The sequence below is a fragment of the Mucilaginibacter sp. P2_D11 genome (genome assembly GCF_056404435.1).
Map to the genome: position 1 here is coordinate 331143 of NZ_JBFUEA010000001.1, position 17415 is coordinate 348557.

Below are 17415 nucleotides of genomic sequence, written 5' to 3' on the forward strand. Positions count from 1 at the left end.
CCAGAGGCAATGAAGATAGTTAGTTGTTCTTACACAGAACGCGAGCTATCAATCTTTAACAAAAGTACGCCAGTGCCTGGCCCAGTAGGTGCCCCGGTCGAAATCGATATGTGGCCCGGTTAAAACCGGTGTATTTCCATTGATGCGGACCATCCTTTTTTTTAACAAAGTTTTTTTCTTGCCTCTTATTTTATAAAAAGACAAACCGTAACCGTCGTCATATTTGATGTGCCCGATGTTAATAATCTTCGACGAGGAGATATGAAATAAATCGCTGCTCCAGTTACGCCCAACACAACAATCCTGATAGGTGTAGAAATAAATGGTGTTAGGTATTTTTTCTGCATTTGAACAGTTGCCGGCAAACACAAAGGTTTTCAACTTAGGCTCATATAACACCAGTAGCTGTTCACCTGCATCGGCCACCATCATATCCAGTACAATGTCTTGATACCCGTCGTTGTTAAAATCTTTAAACGTAAAATGTGCTATATCATTTTCGGGTTTTAATTCGAAAGCGATTAGGCCATTGCTGTATTTGATGCACAATCTTCTATATGCGGTGTCATCACTGCCTATATTTAAAACTTCGTATTTTGTTTTGCCGGCACGCAGTGTTCCTCTTTGCATGACCGAATCTTTTCCCAATGTATTGTGGCTGATACCACGGGCCATAACCGCACCAAACGCAGCAGCCGGTGCCCAAAAAAACAATAAAATTAAGAGCAGCTTACTAATCTTCATTGGTTTGATAAGTTGGTTTTTGCAACACCTAAAGATAAAAAATCTAATGCAAAACAAAGGCCCTGTGGTATGCAGGGCCTTTGTTTAAAGGTTACAGAAAACAAATTGCTTATATTTCAAAAGCTGATAGCTGCACAAACTGCTGTACGCGTGCGGCAACTTCTTCCTGGGTAAGGTTTTTGATTTTTTCGGTGCCGAATTTCTCTACGCAGAACGATGCCAGCGCGGAGCCAAAGATGATGGCGTTCTTCATGTTATTGAAGTTTACCGTGCCTACCTTGGCCATATAGCCTATGAAACCGCCGGCAAAGGTATCGCCCGCACCGGTTGGGTCGAAAACTTCGGCAAGGGGAAGGGCAGGGGCCGAGAAGATATGGTCCTCGTGGAAGAGCAATGCGCCATGCTCGCCTTTTTTAATGATGAGGTATTTTGGGCCCATCGCCAATATTTTGTTTGCAGCTTTTACCAGCGAGTACTCGCCTGATAGCTGGCGTGCTTCGGCATCGTTGATGGTAAGCACATCAATCATCTTGATCGTTTCCAGCAAATCATCCAGCGCAATGTCCATCCAGAAGTTCATGGTGTCCATTACGATGAGCTTAGGGCGGTTTTTAAGGCGTTTGATAACCGTTTGCTGCACCTGCGGGGTAAGGTTGCCCAACATCAGGTATTCGCAGTCCTGGTAGCTATCGGGGATGATGGGGTCGAAATCGGCCAGTACGTTCAGGTCTGTAATGAGCGTATCGCGGCTGTTCATATCATTATGGTACTTGCCGCTCCAGAAGAACGATTTTTCGCCTTGCTTTATCTGCAGGCCCTCGGTGTCGATGCTATGGGCGTTAAAGTCGGCAATCTCCTCGGCGGGGAAGTCGTCGCCCACTACGGCAACTATCTTCACCTTATCATAAAAGTACGAAGCGGCCAAACCGGCGTAGGTTGCGGCACCGCCAACGATTTTATCTGTCTTACCAAAGGGGGTCTCAATTGCGTCAAACGCCACAGTACCAATAACTAACAAACTCATGCGAAAATATTTTAATTTTTTTTTGCGCAAATATTGCGAAATTACCCCAATAATCATACTTTTGCACACTCCAAACCGGAAAATACTGCTGACGAGTTCAGGGGTATAAAAAAAGGAAGATTCCTGAGTAGCTCAGCCGGTTAGAGCATCTGACTGTTAATCAGAGGGTCGCTGGTTCGAGCCCAGCCTCAGGAGCATCAAAATCAATGATTTAACCCCACTCTGGCGAGTGGGGTTTTTTGTTTTTCACACATTTTTCGCCTTTTTTGGAGTTTTTGTATTTTTAGTTTAGCTTCCCCTTAGAAAATTCTTGTAATAAATGTGTCGGTATAGTTTTAAGGTGATAAGCCATGTAGCTATAATTTCTCTGAACTTTTTAATTAAATATATATGCGTCTGATAAACTGGAATGCTGGAGTAGTGTTGATTGTGGCAATAATAGTTATTAGCTGTCGTACATCCTCTCATTTGAGTAAAACCAGCTTTACTGTTATAGACAGTTTGCCGTTATTGCCGGCCCCTGCAGCCATCCCCGATGTGGGTGCTCCACTTCCTGCCGGAACCGTACCTTTTGGTGACCCTGCGAGCTTTGACGAAGTAAAGATGAATTTTCCCATGGCTGCTGGCCCATTCAAACCTACTTGGAATTCCATTAGTGAGAACTATGGCGATTATCCTGCCTGGTTACGAGAAGCGAAGTTTGGTTTCTGGGTACATTTCGGGCCGCAGGCCGCTGGTATGAGTGGCGACTGGTATGCAAGACGTCTTTACCTCCAGGGACAAACGGCCTACAAAAATCACATCAAAGATTATGGTCATCCATCGGAAAACGGTTATAAGGATTTGCTCCATACTTGGAATCCCACTAAACTTGATCCTGCATGGTATGTAAAACTTTATCATGATGCCGGTGCCCGCTTTCTTTTCATACAAGGTGTACATCATGACAATTTTGATTTGTGGAATTCTAAATACCAACCCTGGAATTCAGTGAACATTGGCCCTAAGCGAGACTTCCTTGGAGAATGGGTGACAGCTGTACGTAAAGCGGGAATGCATTACGGGGTAACATTTCATCATGAATACACTTGGTGGTGGTGGGAGTCTGCTTTCAGAAGTGATACCTCAGGGGCAAAAAAAGGAATACTTTATGATGGCAATCTTACACTTGCGGATGGCAAAGGCAAATGGTGGGAGGGATATGATCCACGACTGCTCTATGGTATCAATTTAAGGGAATACAAAGGAGCTGACAATTTTATGTGGACACCACCCCAAGGTATATTTACCCGGCACCTTGATTATGCACACTGGTATACAACCAATTGGGCTTTGCGCATAATGGATGTGATTGGCAAATACGATCCTGATTTTATTTACACTGATGGCAACGATACTCAACCATTCTCAGGATATAAAACAGGTACAGGTTATAAAAGCGACGCAGCACAGCGAGTAATTGCTTCTTACTACAATCGTGCATTAAAAAAACATGGCAAGACAGATGTGTTCAGCATCATTAAGTTTCATCCGGCGGGAAGTAAAGGTGTAGTTACAACATTTGAAGGCAAGTATCCAGAAGATATTAAAACTGATCAAGCATGGATAGGTGAAAATGCTGTAGGCGACTGGTACTATGCACCCGATTTTGATTATAGCTCAGATGCGGTAATTCGCTTTTTGTTGGAATGTGTATCAAGGGACGGATGCTATGCGGTAAATATTCCTATGAAGCCTGATGGTTCTTTAGATACTGCCTGCGTTCGCATGCTAACTGAAGTGGGAAACTGGATGAAAATAAACGGTCAGGGTATTTATGGCAGCAAAGCTTGGATGAAATTGGGTGAAGGGCAAAACGGAAAACTAAGAACACTGCCTTTTGGCCAGTTACGCAAAGCTCAGGCAGAGTTTAAGTTCAGTTCTGAAGATTTTCGTTTCACTGTAGGTAAAGATGGGAATCTTTACGCATGGTGCATGACTGTTCCTCCTGCAGGAACTGAGCTCGCCATAGCATCATTAGGCAAAAACAACGGTATTACTAAAACAACGGTAAGCTCAGTTTCCCTGCTTGGTTATAATGGTCTAATCAACTGGAAACAACAGGGGGATGCTCTTCGCATTACTTGTCCACAAAGTATGTCTTTCAACACAGCAATTTGCTTTAAGATCGAAAGGAAGTAAAATATCTTATTTAGAATATCATTAGCAACGCGTAATGTTCTCGGAAACATAGGGAAAGCAAATCTATTGACCAGGACAACTGCCGATCTATATCGTTAAGTAATTCTGTCAGCGAACAATTCCCTCTGTAGCGGATTCCCGAACATCAAAAACAACCCCTTGATGCAGATTAAAAGATTTGCAACTTTACAAGCACGCTACATCAAATTCAGGGCTTTAAAGAATACAGAGGGTAACGATAATATAGGATACGCCGAAGTGGACATAATTACGGCCGAACTATAATTTTTTGCGATAAAAGAATTAATTTACAATGCGATACAAAACTACAAAGCCATGAAAAAAAAGACGTGCATGTTTGTTCTTTCCTGTTTGCTACTGTTAGCCTGTTCCAATACAAAAAAACTGGCAGGCACAGGCGATGCCGACAAGGGCTGGAAGAAGCTATTTAACGGCAAAGATATTAACGACTGGTTTGTGAAGATAAACCATCACCTGGTTGGTGAAAACTACGGCAATACCTTCAGGGTAGAAGATGGCATGATCAGGGTTAGCTATGACCAGTACGGCGATTTTAATGATCAGTTTGGGCACCTGTATTACAAAACACCTTTTTCTCATTTTAAGCTTCGGTTCGAGTACCGTTTTGTTGGTAAGCAGCAAAAAGGCGCTCCGGACTACACACTACTTAACAGCGGCGTAATGTTTCATTCGCAGGACCCCAGGACAATGCTGAAGAACCAGGACTGGCCTATATCCATAGAAATGCAGTTATTGGGCGGTTTGGGGGATGGGAAACCAAGGCCAACCGGCAATATGTGTTCGCCAGGCACCGATGTTGTTTATAAAGGCAGCGTGTCGCCCGATCATTGTATCAATTCTACCTCAAAAACCTACGATGGCGAGCAATGGGTAAAGGGAGAGTTGATTGTTCAGGGTAGTAAATTGATCACACATATCATCAACGGCGATACCGTGCTGCAGTATTCCCGGCCTACCATTGGCGGAGGGATAGTAAAAGGCTACGACCCCAAATACAAAAAGGACGGCACCGTGCTAAGCAGTGGCTTTATAGCCTTGCAAAGCGAGGGCCAACCCGTCGATTTCAGGAACATCGAGATCAAGCAATTGCCCGATACTGATCGTTAAGCCTAAGCAATCTTTACGCCCGCGGCCGCATCACCGTGTTGAGGCTGTATAAACGGTAAAATGGGGCCTCTGAGAATTGCATAATAAGGAAACGTATTCTATCAAGTTGTCCGTTGGATTTAAAGAAATGAGGCTGATCGTGATTCATGATACAGCCTCTTTTTCTATGCATGCAACCGCCGCCGTTAAACCTTAATTATCTAATAAATGATGGGGGAACCTTTCATAGCTTGTTCTTTAGCAACATAGTGAACCAAAGTTGGCTTTTATTGGCGATTAGTGTGATGCTGTCCTTTTCTGTTAGCATAGTTTTGATTCAATGGTTTTCGCATGCCATTTTTTCAAAATCGGAGAAAGATTTAAGTTAATGTATCTACTATGAATATTAAACGCAACGCATTACTGCTAGCAGCTGGCTTTGTAATTTTGGCCGGGTTGAGGTCTCAGGCACAGTCTTTTCCTCCCAGACCCAGAATTGATAGTATAACCGAAAACGATACCCATCGAACGCTCGTGCCATTCTTTACCCGGGCAACCGCAGTAAAGAAGGGCCCCACTTCCGAAGGGTTTATCCAGCGCTGGTTACTCTTAGAGCCTATCAATAAGTCGATAAGAAGCAATCTTGTTTTTACGAATAGTTACCTGAAAAAGGAATTCGAAACCGATTATTTTCCAAACCAGTTCACCGTTATCCCGAAAGATGGAGACAAAGTAAAAGTTGGCGAGCAGGAGTTATTGTGGCACGCGCTGGAGAGTCCGACGTTTAATGTCAAACTATTCCGTTTTGCCTATGGACTAAGAAAACAGACTTATGCCGTGTTGTTCTGGGCGGTAACCATTGTAAACAGCCCGCGGGAAATACAAAATGTAAGATTAGCGGTAGGCTCAAACGGAGGGTCTGCATGGTGGCTTAATGGGAAAGAAGCGGTGATGCTTGATGGAGACAGGCGCATGGTAATGGACGATTGCGTATCGCCACGATTGACGCTTAATAAAGGGAAAAATATCATCAGGGGAGCGTTGATTAACGGCCCCGGACTAAGCGATTTTTGTGTCCGCCTGCTTGATGAAGACGGAAAGCCCATAAAAGATCTCACTATCAGTCTGCAATAAATTAATCGGCCATCCTATTTAACATCGAATTTGTATAGCAATTGTTTATGATGAAATTAACAGTAAAGGCAGTCAGTACTTTAGCCCTTTTTGCAGTATGGTCAACCCTTACGGCGGTGGCACAAATTGGCAAACCATTCATACACGACCCCTCAACAATCGTAGAATCTGATGGGAAATATTTTACATTCGGCACGTTTGGCGGCGGGTTGATATCCGAAGACGGTTGGACGTGGAATGAGGGCGGAGTGAGGCCCGGCAGGGGAGCCGCCCCCGATGTATTGAAAATTGGGAACCGATACCTTATTACTTATGGCGCCACCGGCGGAGGTCTGGCGGGCGGGCATAATGGTAAAATACTTACCATGTGGAATAAATCGCTCGATCCAAAATCGCCTGATTTTAAGTATTCGGAGGCTATAGTGGTTGCCTCATCCGATGGTATAGAGGATAATGATGCGATAGATCCCAGCCTCCTTCTCGACCCCACCGACGGGCGGTTATGGCTATCCTATGGTACCTATTTCGGCTACATCCGCCTGGTAGAGCTTGATCCCAAAACGGGCATGCGGGTGAAAGGCAACAAAGCACTGAATATTGCCATAGATTGTGAAGCCAGTGATTTGGTATACCGGGATGGATGGTATTATCTGCTGGGCACACATGGCACTTGCTGCGATGGCCCAAACTCAACTTACAATATTGTTGTTGGCCGGTCCAGAAAGGTAACCGGGCCATACCTGGATAACGTGGGTAGAGATATGCTCAAAGGCGGCGGCAAACTGGTGCTTGCCGCCGGCGACAGGCTGATTGGGCCCGGCCATTTCGGGCGTATAGTGGTTGGTAACGGCGTTGAAAAGATGTCGTGCCATTACGAGGCCGATTTGGACCAAAGCGCCCGTAGCGTATTGGGCATACGCCCATTACTTTGGAAAAATGGATGGCCTGTTGGAGGCGAAAACGTCAAAGACGGAACTTACGAAATTGAATCTGAGCGGAGGGGTTATGCCCTGCAATTAGCGGTTGATTTTACCAGGATGCCAGGGGGGATGCGTTTCAATCGTGATAATAACGAACCTATAAAACCGGTGCCTTCACAAGAATTGGCAGATGTTGTCGCAGGCTGGCCGGCCACCAACCTAGGGGTTACCATTGGAGATTATATGTTTCGCCCACATCAGAAATGGACAATTTCGCCGGTTGCGGGTGGGGGAGGATACCTGGGTGGCCCGTATTACAAAATAGTGATAGCCGGTACCAACCGTGCCTTAGCCGCAACTGCAGAAGCTGAGCTCATAACCGTACCAACATTTACAGGTGCGCCGGAGCAATTATGGCGGATAGATCAGTTGACGGATGGCACTTACAGGATTATGCCCAAGCTTGTTCCAAACTCCAAAGAGCAACTGGCTTTAGTATCTTCAGGAGACAGCACGCCCACGCTGGCCAAATTTGATATGAACAGCGATAATTCCAAGTGGAATTTCAGGACTCACTAAGGTCCGGAAAACATGCGTTTTGGTGAGTGGATTTTGTCCAGATTTATTTTATAGAAAGTTTGAAAAAAAGGGTGAAAGCGGGCCGGGCCGGGAGGCACTTACCTACCGGTTTGCCGCTTATGCTACTTGCGTAAATTTGCCAAAAAACCGTAAAAAATCTGTGTTTTTCGGAGCTTTTTCGGTGTTTTTATCGCTTTTTGTGGCTTTTTCTGTGCATGCATCAAAAGTGCCAAATTTGCATGGAATGGCTGTTTTTGCCAAAATTGCGAGTGTACGGGCCGAAAAAAATTTCCAGCTTTTTCCAATAAATCGCACCTGTTTTAGCTATAAATTTCCAGGAATTTCCAGCTGTTTCTGCGGTAGAAAATGTATCAAAACGCAAGCTATAAATCATTGTCGCTGATGTTTAGCGCTGTGCTCCAAATTAACCATTTGTGTAAAAATCAACAGGGGGTTTTATTAGAAGTTACCCATTGGCAAAACCAATAACTTGCCGCCACCAATTATAAAAGGGTTCCGCCGGCCATATTTTTTTGCACGAAAGGACCGCTTTTTATTTAAGCTGATAATTACCCATGAGATATTTAAACACAAGATGGAGCAAGCCATTTTTATTGATACTGGCTTGCAGCATTTGCAGCAGCGCACTCAATAAATTGAATGCACAAAGCAACTCGCTTCCGTTCCAAAACCCAAAGCTTAGCGCCGAGGCCAGGGCTTTCGACCTGGTTAAAAGGCTTACGCTGGAAGAAAAGGTATTGCAAATGCTCAACAAAGCACCTGCCATTACCAGGTTAAGCATCCCGGCATACGATTGGTGGAACGAGAGCCTGCACGGGGTAGCCCGCACAGAGTATAACGTTACCGTTTACCCGCAGGCTATTGGTATGGCTGCCGGCTGGGACCCTGCTGCATTTAAGTTAATGGGCACTTACATCGCCCAGGAAGGGCGCGCTATCTACAATCTGTCTGCTGCAAATGGCAGTACGGGGATCTACCATGGCCTTACTTACTGGACACCCAACATCAATATCTTCCGCGACCCGAGGTGGGGGCGGGGGCAGGAAACTTATGGCGAGGACCCTTTCCTAACCGGACAGCTTGGAAAAGGATTTGTAAACGGCCTGCAGGGCACCGATCCGCATTACCTTACGGCGGCGGCATGTGCCAAACATTTTGCGGTACACAGCGGCCCCGAGCCATCAAGGCATACCTTTAACACTACCGTTAGCAATTACGACCTGTGGGACACTTATCTGCCCGCTTTTAAAGAACTTATCGTTAATGCTAAAGTAGCAGGCGTTATGTGTGCCTACAACGCGCTGGGAGGGCAACCCTGCTGCGGCAACGATTTGCTGATGACGGATATCCTCCGCAACCAATGGAAGTTCAAAGGCTACGTTACGTCTGATTGCTGGGCTATTGATGATTTCTTTAAAAACCATAAAACACATACCGGGCCGGCAAGTGCCGCCGCAGACGCCGTGTTCCATGGTACCGATCTGGAATGTGGCACGGATGCTTATAAGGCCCTGGTGCAGGCCGTTAAAGATAAACTGATAGACGAGGAGCAGATCAATGTTTCGGTAAGGCGGTTGTTCACTATCCGTTTTAGGTTGGGGCTGTTTGATAAGGATTGTAAATACAACCTCATTGGTAAAGAAGTATTGGAGGCAAAACCGCATCAGCAACTTGCCCTTAAAATGGCCCGGCAGTCCATCGTGTTACTAAAAAATGAGGGGCAATTGCTGCCCCTAAAAAGAACTTACAAAAAAATCGCGGTTATTGGCCCCAATGCTGATAATGAAACCTCGGTTTTGGGAAACTACAACGGGTTCCCTTCGATAATTACCACACCGTTAAAGGCCATCAGAGCGAAGTTTGGTGCAGGCACTGATGTATATTATGAGCGGGCAACTAGCTATACCGATAACCGCGTAGCTGCTGCTATAAACAACCCCGCTGTTTTTTCGATGGATGGGCATCGGGGGTTCAAAGTAGCGTATTTTAAAAATACCGAATTGAGTGGCGAGCCGGTATTTACCAATTATGAGGAAACCATAGCGCACCGCTGGCCCGAAAATGGCGACGTGGCAGGCGGCATAAAAGCGAATGGGTTTTCGGCCCGTTGGTCCACGGTTTTTACGCCGGACAGCACGGGGCTATACAGTTTTAAAATTACCGGGAGAGATGGCTACCGCTTATTGGTTGATGGTGTAGAGAAAGCCGCCGACTGGAGGCTGCACGGCTCAACTACGATAGATTTTGTACAGCAATACACGGCAGGGAAGCAATATCAAATTGTGCTTGAATTTTTCCAGGGCAGCGCGCCCGGCCGGATCGCTGCCATAAAAATGATACCCGGCAGGGTGAAAGAAAATAAGCCCGCGGATATTGCTGCGCGGGTAAGCGACGCTGATGTTATTGTGTTTGTAGGCGGCATATCGCCCGAACTGGAGGGTGAAGAAATGCCTGTTAGCCAACCCGGTTTCTCGGGTGGCGATCGTACGTCCATTGCGCTCCCGGCTATCCAAACCGAGACTTTGAAGGCCCTGTATGCTACAGGCAAACCGGTGGTGCTTGTGCTGATGACCGGAAGCGCAATTGCCATGGATTGGGAAAATAAACATATACCGGCAATTGTAAACGGCTGGTATGGCGGCCAGGCTGCGGGCGACGCAATTGCCGATGTGCTTTTTGGCGATTACAACCCATCCGGCAGGTTACCCGTAACCTTTTATAAAAGCGACCGCGATTTGCCGCCATTTGAAAGTTACGCCATGGCCGGCCGTACCTACCGGTATTTTAAAGGCGAGGTAGCCTATCCCTTTGGCTTCGGGCTTAGCTATAGCAAATTCGGCTATAGGTTTGGAAAACAAAAAATGAAAGTTAGCGCAGGGAAAATAACCGGGATGGTTAATGTTAAAAACCAGGGGGCCAAGGCGGGTGATGAGGTTGTGCAGGTATATATACAATACCCGGATGGTGTTAATGAAATGTTGCCATTAAAAGAATTGAGGCAGTTTAACAGGATCAGCCTCAGCCCGGGTACCTCCAAAAATGTTGCAGTTTCTATACCGCTTAGCAGCCTCAAAAAATGGAACGAACAGGCCGGGAAGTTAACCTTGCGCCCCGGGAAATATAAAATACTGATTGGCCCAAATTCAAAAGACAGCGCCTTGCAGGCAGAAGTTTACCTGAACTAAGTTTACCGGCAAGCCGTCCTTTGCTCCGTACAAGGGGGCTTCAAAGAGTAATAGCCCATTACTTGACAGACGGATAATGCATAAGACGTTCCGATGGAACGTAAGGATGTTCGTCCGATTTTCTACCCATAAAACATCCCGAAGGGATGAAAAAAAGAAAACGTTCCAGAGGAACGTCTTATGGGTAGTAGAAACAAAAAACGACAATTTTTACGTTCCATCGGAACGTTTTATGAAATCTGTTTTATGGATGGGCTATTACTCTTCAAAGCCCCCATCTCGCTATTGGCTGTACCGCTGTTGCAGATCGGAGATAATATCGAATTCATCTGCCACTTTTGTAATCAGGCTTTCAAATACCTTAAAGTACTCGGCATAAACCTGGTGGTTTTCGGCCTTCGGATAATAGGTTTGCTGCATGGTAACAGTTTTAGAAGCTTCTTCCAGCGAAGGATAAATACCCATCTCGGTGGCGCTTAGCAGGAATGCCCCCCTGCCGATGCTATCGCCATGGCTGAGCGTGCTTACGGGCTTATTAAATATATCTGCAATTATTTGGGTACAAAGCGGTATCGAAGCGAAGTTGCCGTTAATGGAGAGGCCTTCAATATGGCGATGCTTTTCCAGCGTGCGGCCGATGCTGTACATTTCGTATAGTATGCCCTCAATGGTAGCCCTGATGAAATGCTTGCGCTCGTGCCTTATGTTTACCCCAAAATAGCAGCCCCGGGCATTGGGGTTCCATATAGGGGCACGTTCGCCATGTAAAAAAGGAAGGAAGAGTAAGCCACCCGAGCCAACTTCAACCGTGGCCGCTTCCTGTATCAGCATTTCCATCGATTGATCAATATCAAATGCTTTCGGGAAATCGCCGAATTGTTTGGTAAACCAATTGAATATCACGCCGCCATTACTGGTTGGCCCGCCGGTAATAATGTGCTTTTCGGTGAGCAGGTAGTTGAAGATCTGCTGTTTGGGGTCTTCTATTATCTTGTCGCCAATAATACGGAACGCGCCGCTGTCTTCTATGGTAATGGTGGCCATGCCAGTATCCCAAACACCCGCACCCAGGGTAGCCAGGCAGCCATCGCTAGATCCGATGAGGATTTTCACGGTAGGCAGCAGTTTCAAAACCCTTTGATATTCTTTTTTTAGCGTTACATCCGAGTAGAAAACAGGGTGCAAAGCGGGTAACTCTTCGGGTGTGATGCCTGCAAAATTCAGTGCCGCCTCATCCCAGGTCAAATTGTGGATATTCATTAGCCCGGTGGCAGATGCTATACTGTAGTCTATCACACATGCTCCCGTAAGCTGCTGGATGATATAGCTCTTCATCGGCATGAATTTTTTTGCCAGTCCGAACTTTTTCGGCTCATTATTCTTCATCCAGGCAATTTTAATCAACGACGACATGGGGTGTATGGGCGTACCGGTGGCTTTATAGATCTCTTCGCCAAGTGCGCTCGCTTTTAAGTCGGCCGCTTCTTTTTTGCCCCTGTTATCTGCCCAGGTAATGGCATTGCCCAGGGGTATGCCGTCTTTATCTACCGCCAGCAGGCTATGCATAGATGAACCAAAGCAGATGCAGGTTACCGTGTATTTTTTAGGGTAAATTTTCTCTATAAGCAGGTTTTTTAAGATGTATAACATCGTAATGAACATCTGCTCCGGGTCTTGTTCGCTATGGTCGTTTTGTTCATGAAAAGTGGGGTAATGCCCCTTAGAGGAACTGATTAAATTGCCCGAAAGGTCGAAGGCAAAAACCTTTACTGCGGCCGTGCCCATTTCTATGATGATGATACAGTTCATGATATCTATTATTGATCTGTTGTTTTATTTTTCCTGAATTCGGTTGGCGTGTAGCCGGTAAGTTTCTTAAACGTTGTGGAGAAATGCTGCGACGAATAAAAGCCGGTGTTAAGCGCTATATCCGTAATGTTTACCTCGTTCCTTTTTAAAAGTTTGGTGGCTTCGGCTATCCTGATGTTGATCAAATAATTCAGCGGCGAAAATCCGGAGTAATTTTTCGCTTTTTCGGTAAAGGCGGTGGTGCCCATGCCAATTAGTGTGGCCATTTCTTCAACCGTCCATTGGTGGGCCAGGTCTTGCCTCAGGGCTTGTTCTAATTTTAAGAAAGTTTGCGGAAAATCTCGCCTCGAATTATTTTGCCTGATAAACTGCCGGCTTATCAAAACAAAAAGCTCATCCAGTAACTGGTTTGCGCGGGTGTAAAAACCTACTTCTTCGTTTTGCAGCTCGGCTTGCAAATTATGCATCAGCGCCTGTGCCTCTTTTAGTTTTAAAACATGCTGCTCTTTGTTTACCAGTAAAATTTGGTTAATAGATGTTTTTTCTTTTTTTGTTAAGCCGCTCCATTTGCCCAGCAGCAGCCTGCCGTTATCTTCGGTAGATATTTTTACCCAGAACAGTGCACCAATATTCATGATACTGCTTTGGCCACCAATGCATTGCCCCGGTAATACTATTGCAAAATCTCCCGGATACAAAGTGTGTTCCAGCGAATCAATTACCCAGGTGAACTTCCCCTCCAAAATATAATACAGGCAAATACAATCTGCAACATTGCTGCTGAACGAGTTGAGTTGGATGGTATTATTTTTTTTGTGGACAAATTCAAGTATATGCGGAAAGTGCGCAAGCTCCTTGGATAAGCCCTGCTGAAGTATCAGTTGATTCATTCAGGATAAATAATTGGTATGCTGCTGTGGTGCTCACAGTACCGCAACAGGTATTCGGGAACCATAAACCGGCACCCATAAAAAGCAAGTTTACGCATTATCAAACCAACATTTGTATAAAAATCATCGCTGTTTTTTAATGGTATTTTGCGGGTTTTATATTGCCATTATTTGTAAACAATTATAACCAGTCCCAAATTAAATCAAGCTGCTGTTGCCTCGGGGTCACCTCGTAAAACAGTGCGCATATCAAATTGTATGATGAGAAAATGGCGTTTCCTTCCCGGCATTTTAGGTGCTGCATTATTGTATTGCTGTATCTTTTGTCAAACCGCTTCGGCGCAGCAAATCACCAAAGATGAACTGATATTCCTCACACCCGAGTGGAAAGGCGAGCGCTTTGCCGATGGCCGCCCCAAAGTGCCCGATGCTATTTTGGCAAGGATGAAAAAAGTGAGCATAGAAGAAGCCTGGGCCGTATTGAAGAATGCCGGCTACGCCTACCAAATAACCGAGAACTGGTTGGTAATAAACCCCGATAGCGTTTTGGTAGGGCGCGCGGTAACGGCAACATTTATGCCGGCACGGCCCGATGTTTGGAAAGCAATTGACGATAGGGGTAAGGCGCAGGGCAAAAAAGGCCAGAATACCTGGCCGGTAGATTTATTGGTAAAAGGCGATGTGTACGTGGCCGACCAATTTGGCGCGCATAAGAACGGGCCAACCATTGGCGATAACGTGGGTAACGCCATATACGCCAAAACAGGCAACGGTATTGTCTACAACGGTGCCGTAAGGGATATACGCGGACTGAAAGAGATTGGCGGTTTTACATCGTTTGTAGAGAGCTACGACCCATCGTACCATAACCCACCGGGCGACCTCAATACCATGATCATCGGCATCAACCAGCCCACCCGCATCAAACAGGCTACTGTAATGCCCGGGGACGTAGTACTTGGCGCAAACGGCGTAGTAATATTTATACCGCCGCACCTGGCCGAAAAAGTGGTAACCACTTCCGAGATTGTGAGGTTAAGGGATATGTTTGGCCACCTGCGGTTAAAAGAAGGGAAATATACCGCCGGGCAGATAGACGCCCGCTGGAGCGATGATATCGAAAAAGATTTTTCGGCCTGGCTAAATGCCCATATCAACGAGCTGCCTGTACCTAAAGAGCAAATACAAAACATCCTGAAAAACCGGACCTGGTAAAACAATCTACCTATAACGATAAAAATTTATGTCAAACAATCAAAACAGGCGTAGCTTTCTTACGAAGGCTTCCATAGCCGGCGCGGCGGTGCTGGCAGCACCGCTGAGCAAAACATTTGGGCAGGGATTAATAGATGCCAAAGAGCGTACATCGCAGGCATCGGCACCAACCGACCTTAAAATAACCGAGGTAAAATGCGCCTACGCAGGGGGCGGGCTCTTTGTGAAAATATACACCAACCAGGGTATTTGGGGCTCGGGGGAAGGGGTTGATGCCATTGCAGGCACCTATTACCTGGTTAAACGGCTGGAATTTTTTCTGAAAGGGCGCAGCCCGCTAAACCCCAACCGCATAGCCGAAGAAATACGTAAGGCAAACTTTTTTGGCGGTGCCCAGTCGGGTATGTTCGTAGCGGTACTCACCGCAATAGAGGCCGCGCTATGGGATCTTACAGGCAAGGCTCTGGGTGTACCGGTTTATCAACTGTTGGGTGGTAAATACCGGGACAAATGCCGGGTTTATTGCGATACGGAATTATATACGGCTACGCACCCTGTCCCGGCAGATTATGCTAAAGCTGCCCGGGGCGCCATCGACCGTGGATACACCGCTGTAAAATTTGATATTGACGATGGGCGCGACCCGAATAAGTTCGACCGATATAACTGGACCGCCAGCAACGCCGAGCTTGACCGGATGTACAATGCCATTGCTGCGGTAAGGAAGGAAGTGGGGCCGCATATAGATATTTGTGTAGATATGCATGGCCGCTATGATGCTACCACCGGCCGCAGGGTAGCCAAAATGATGGAACCCCTTAACTTGATGTGGTTGGAGGAACCCATACCAGCTGATAACATTGATGTTTACAAATCGGTAACGCAGGAAACCTCCACACCTATTTGCGCCGGAGAGAATTTTTACCTGGCGTATGGTTATACCAGGCTGCTCTCGGAAGCTGCAATAGATATTGTAATGCCCGATCTGCAGAAGTGCGGCGGGCTGGGCGAGGGGCAACGTATAGCCAACCTGGCCAACCTATACTATGTGCCGTTTTCGCCGCACATGGTGGGCTCATTCCTTGGCGCTATGGCCACGGCCCATGTTTGCGCATCGGTACCAAACTTTCACATTCTGGAATGGCAAACGCTTAGCGACACCGAACCTAAATGGAAAGAAATTGTAACCTACGATAAACCCTTTATCGAAAAAGGCTTCCTGGTTTTATCAGATAAACCGGGTGTAGGCGTGGAGATAAACGAAGAGGGCCTTAAAAAATACGCCGTGCCGGGCGTGCCTTTCTTTGCCTGATGGTGTGGAGGATGAGTGCTTTTTACAAAGCAACTGCCGCTTTGGCTATAGCTGCATTTGTCACGCTTTTATTAACCATTGCTTTTAGGGGGCTGGCCTATGCGGGCCCCTACTTGCTTGCGTTTTTTTTGCTGCTGGCCATCAGTTGCCGTGCATTTCCAAAAACCAAAAGCTTTGCGTACACGGTAGTTATTTTTGGGGCGGCGGCAATGGCGCTTTATTACCCCACGCTATTTGTAAGCTATGGCAGTTTTAAATACGCTACGCTGATTATCCCGCTCATCCAGCTGATTATGTTTGGCATGGGCACCTCTATGCATTACAAGGATTTCCTGGGCGTTTTAAAGGCCCCTAAAGGCATCTTGATAGGCGTGGTGAGCCATTTTATCATCATGCCTTTACTCGGCTTTAGCATAGCCACATTGAGCGTAAAATTTGCCGGTATGCCGCCCGAGGTAGCTGCGGGTATCATACTCATTGGGTGTTGTCCCAATGGTATGGCATCTAACGTGGTATCGTACCTGGCCAAGGCAAACCTGGCTTTATCGGTTACCATTACCAGTATATCCACGTTGCTTTCGCCGGTGGTAACGCCTTTTTTGATGAATTTACTGGCCGGCCCGCTCATCAAAATAAATCCCTGGCTAATGGTTGCGGATATTTTTAAAATGGTGATGATACCCATAGCCCTGGGCTTGCTTTTTTCGTCGGTAGCCAAGGGGCGGGCAAACTGGCTCAAAAAAATAATGCCGTTGGTGTCAATGGCAGGTATTATTGGCATTATTATCATCATTACCGCCGCCGGGCGCGATAGCCTGCTTAAGGTGGGCTTATTATTGGCTGTGCTGGTGTTGGTGCACAATATCGGAGGCTATTTGCTTGGCTTCTGGTCGGCAAAATTATTGGGCATGGAAGAGCGGGACTGCCGCACCATAGCCATAGAAGTTGGGATGCAAAATGGCGGTATGGCAGCAGGGCTGGCAAAAGGCATGGGCAAAATAAGTACGCTTGGCCTGGCACCGGTTATATTTTCGACATTGATGAATATTACCGGCTCTTTATTAGCCTCCTACTGGCATAAAAAACCAATTATTTCAAATGATGAAAGTTTTGATTTAAAGGAAGTTAGTTCATAACACGGAGCTTGCGGCAGCGATTTTTTTGTGTAAAAATCATCGCTGTGGTTTTTTAGAAGATAAAGCGATTTGCATTACCATTCTTTGTATTGTAACCAATTGTAACCGAACGAACGCATTTTTCTTTGACCATAATT

General features: G+C 46.2%; 14 protein-coding genes and 1 tRNA gene. 11 read left to right on the forward strand and 4 right to left on the reverse strand.

Annotated elements, in window-relative coordinates; translation table 11 throughout:
• Window positions 1-48 precede the first annotated feature (48 nt).
• The gene (locus AC1DXC_RS01380) at window positions 49-744 is read right to left on the reverse strand and encodes a hypothetical protein (protein WP_477457330.1); all 696 of its coding nucleotides are present in this window, start codon (window positions 742-744) and stop codon (window positions 49-51) included.
• Window positions 745-853: 109 nt separating this feature from the next.
• Window positions 854-1768: a PfkB family carbohydrate kinase gene (locus AC1DXC_RS01385; RefSeq protein WP_477457331.1), complete on the reverse strand. Its 915-nt coding sequence runs from the start codon at window positions 1766-1768 to the stop codon at window positions 854-856.
• Window positions 1769-1889: 121 nt separating this feature from the next.
• Here AC1DXC_RS01385 and AC1DXC_RS01390 point away from each other — a divergent pair.
• The 8 genes from AC1DXC_RS01390 (at window position 1890) to AC1DXC_RS01425 (ending at window position 10916) form a co-directional block, all read left to right on the forward strand.
• Window positions 1890-1963: transfer RNA gene (locus AC1DXC_RS01390), tRNA-Asn, on the forward strand.
• A gap of 195 nt (window positions 1964-2158) precedes the next feature.
• Window positions 2159-3949 carry an alpha-L-fucosidase gene (locus tag AC1DXC_RS01395; RefSeq protein WP_477457332.1) on the forward strand — a complete coding sequence of 597 codons (1791 nt, stop codon included), beginning with the start codon at window positions 2159-2161 and terminating at the stop codon, window positions 3947-3949.
• A 162-nt stretch (window positions 3950-4111) separates the two neighbouring features.
• The gene (locus AC1DXC_RS01400; protein WP_477457333.1) at window positions 4112-4234 is read left to right on the forward strand and encodes a hypothetical protein; all 123 of its coding nucleotides are present in this window, start codon (window positions 4112-4114) and stop codon (window positions 4232-4234) included.
• 51 nt (window positions 4235-4285) lie between these two features.
• Entirely contained in the window at window positions 4286-5098 is an 813-nt protein-coding gene (locus tag AC1DXC_RS01405; protein WP_477457334.1) for a 3-keto-disaccharide hydrolase, read from the forward strand.
• A gap of 378 nt (window positions 5099-5476) precedes the next feature.
• On the forward strand, window positions 5477-6211 hold the full coding sequence (locus AC1DXC_RS01410; RefSeq protein ID WP_477457335.1) for a hypothetical protein: 735 nt from the start codon (window positions 5477-5479) through the stop codon (window positions 6209-6211).
• Between the two features lie 47 nt (window positions 6212-6258).
• Entirely contained in the window at window positions 6259-7710 is a 1452-nt protein-coding gene (locus AC1DXC_RS01415; RefSeq protein WP_477457336.1) for a family 43 glycosylhydrolase, read from the forward strand.
• A 22-nt stretch (window positions 7711-7732) separates the two neighbouring features.
• Window positions 7733-8113: a hypothetical protein gene (locus AC1DXC_RS01420; protein ID WP_477457337.1), complete on the forward strand. Its 381-nt coding sequence runs from the start codon at window positions 7733-7735 to the stop codon at window positions 8111-8113.
• 172 nt (window positions 8114-8285) lie between these two features.
• A complete protein-coding gene (locus AC1DXC_RS01425) occupies window positions 8286-10916 on the forward strand; it encodes a glycoside hydrolase family 3 C-terminal domain-containing protein (protein ID WP_477457338.1) in 2631 nt (876 codons plus the stop codon).
• 282 nt (window positions 10917-11198) lie between these two features.
• Here AC1DXC_RS01425 and AC1DXC_RS01430 read toward each other — a convergent pair whose 3' ends face one another.
• Window positions 11199-12725, reverse strand: a complete 1527-nt coding sequence (locus AC1DXC_RS01430; protein ID WP_477457339.1) for a gluconokinase — start codon at window positions 12723-12725, stop codon at window positions 11199-11201.
• An 8-nt stretch (window positions 12726-12733) separates the two neighbouring features.
• Window positions 12734-13615 carry a helix-turn-helix transcriptional regulator gene (locus AC1DXC_RS01435; protein ID WP_477457340.1) on the reverse strand — a complete coding sequence of 294 codons (882 nt, stop codon included), beginning with the start codon at window positions 13613-13615 and terminating at the stop codon, window positions 12734-12736.
• 258 nt (window positions 13616-13873) lie between these two features.
• Between AC1DXC_RS01435 and AC1DXC_RS01440 the strand changes: the two genes are divergently transcribed.
• The 3 genes from AC1DXC_RS01440 to AC1DXC_RS01450 are packed head-to-tail and all read left to right on the forward strand — an operon-like array spanning window position 13874 to window position 17278.
• Window positions 13874-14830 (forward strand): RraA family protein, encoded by a 957-nt coding sequence (locus AC1DXC_RS01440; protein WP_477457341.1) that lies wholly within the window; start codon window positions 13874-13876, stop codon window positions 14828-14830.
• A 28-nt stretch (window positions 14831-14858) separates the two neighbouring features.
• Window positions 14859-16142 carry a mandelate racemase/muconate lactonizing enzyme family protein gene (locus AC1DXC_RS01445; protein ID WP_477457342.1) on the forward strand — a complete coding sequence of 428 codons (1284 nt, stop codon included), beginning with the start codon at window positions 14859-14861 and terminating at the stop codon, window positions 16140-16142.
• An 11-nt stretch (window positions 16143-16153) separates the two neighbouring features.
• Window positions 16154-17278 carry a bile acid:sodium symporter family protein gene (locus AC1DXC_RS01450; protein WP_477457343.1) on the forward strand — a complete coding sequence of 375 codons (1125 nt, stop codon included), beginning with the start codon at window positions 16154-16156 and terminating at the stop codon, window positions 17276-17278.
• Window positions 17279-17415: the final 137 nt, after the last annotated feature.